The 1566-nt window shown below is 52.3% G+C and carries 2 protein-coding genes; one reads left to right on the forward strand and one right to left on the reverse strand.

Going from position 1 to position 1566, the window contains the following annotated elements; genetic code table 11:
* On the forward strand, positions 1–1170 hold a 1170-nt coding region (locus tag AC2FJZ_RS22320; protein ID WP_496780420.1), incomplete at its 5' end, for a DUF6538 domain-containing protein.
* Between the two features lie 53 nt (positions 1171–1223).
* Here the strand turns inward: AC2FJZ_RS22320 and AC2FJZ_RS22325 are convergent.
* Positions 1224–1442 (reverse strand): hypothetical protein, encoded by a 219-nt coding sequence (locus AC2FJZ_RS22325; RefSeq protein WP_496780422.1) that lies wholly within the window; start codon positions 1440–1442, stop codon positions 1224–1226.
* Between the last annotated feature and the right edge of the window lie 124 nt (positions 1443–1566).

The raw sequence follows: 1566 nt of genomic DNA on the forward strand, positions 1-1566 counted from the left end.
AACAAAACCGTTCCCTTCTCATTTGTGAAAGCAGGGGTCTTCTACTTCACACGGCGGGTCCCAAAGGACCTCGATCACCACTACACCACCGGAAAAATTTCTTTCTCGCTGCGGACAAGATCAGCGGCGGTTGCAAAGGCCCGAGCGCAAAGAGCAGCTCAGCAACTGGATGAACACTGGTATCACCTACGCATCCAAGACGTAGACCTACCGGGCAAACATCTTCTGAGAATGGGGGCTGCGGCCGAATTTGGGTCTTCGATGTCATGCACCGGTCAAGCCAACGTCGACGCTGTAAAGCTCTCAGAAGCTGTTTCAGTCTATTTGCAGCTGAAGGGGCAAGGACGTCCAATCACCTTCCACAGGGCTGCTGAGCGGTCGTGTGGCTATGTCTTGGATGTCTGCGGGGACAAAGACATCAGAAGCTATACCAAGGCGGATGCCAATGCGTTTCGCGACGAGCTGGTGAAGCGAGAATTGGCGGGTAGCAGTATCACCCGCATCTTTGGGACCGTCAGATCAGTTATCAATTTCGCTGCTTCTGAAGCCGGTATCACACTGACCAACCCATTCGCTGGTGTGTACTACGACAGAAGTGCTGGTGTCGAAGATCGTGAACCTATGCCAATCGAAGCGATCCGCTCTCTGCAATCCAAATGCCGGTCCCTTGATGACGACTTGCGATGGCTGGTTGCTCTGGTCTCGGACACAGGGATGCGGCTTGCAGAAGCTGCGGGTTTGCTCAAAGAGGATTTCGAGCTGAATGACCCAGTGCCTCACGTAGTTATCCAAGAGCATCCTTGGCGTCGGCTTAAGACATCAGGTAGCAACCGAAAGGTGCCTCTGGTCGGGGCGTCACTATGGGCCGCCAAGCGCTTGCTCACTGAGAACACTGACAGCCAGTTCGCTTTTCCTAGGTACAACAAATCGAAAACCACGAACGCTAATTCTGCCAGTGCCGCGCTGAACAAATGGATGAAGCCATATGTACCGAGTCGTTGCACCATGCACAGCTTTCGTCATTCGATGCGTGACAGGCTTCGCGCCGTCGAGTGTCCATCCGACATTGTCGACCAGATAGGTGGCTGGCAAACAGAGGGCGTAGGGCAAGGATATGGTAACGGCTATCCGCTTTGCGTCATACAAAAGTGGCTGGTTGCCATATGCTAGTTGCTTAAGGCAAACAGGGTCTGAAGGGGCAGTCTGCCCCTCCAGAATTTAGCTCAAGCCAATGCTCGAACGTTGCCTTTTAAGTTTTTTATGGTTTCTGCTTGTCGTTCAATAGCCTCTGCAAAAGTACAGGTGTCTTTGAAATCTGACGCGAACCAACCAAGCCAACACATCGTTTCTTCAGCCTCTTGGAGAGCCGCCAACGCCCTCGACAAGGCAGCATGATCAATACGGAGTTGGTCGATGTCGGTTTCGATATTTTGAGCGGTCATAATTTGGTCCTTTCGGTACAGGGAAGTAATCCATCTGGCATCGCCGCTGATGGAGCCACGGTTCATCCGTAACAATGGTGGAACCTAATTTCCTGAAAAGACCGAATGCCTCATAACGGCATAG

The sequence above is a fragment of the Ruegeria sp. CDSA079 genome (assembly GCF_059612245.1).

What these genes read in the sequence shown, in the direction of transcription:
- AC2FJZ_RS22325 (WP_496780422.1), bottom strand. Translation starts at nt 1,442, where the DNA reads ATGACCGCTCAAAATATCGAAACCGACATCGACCAACTCCGTATTGAT.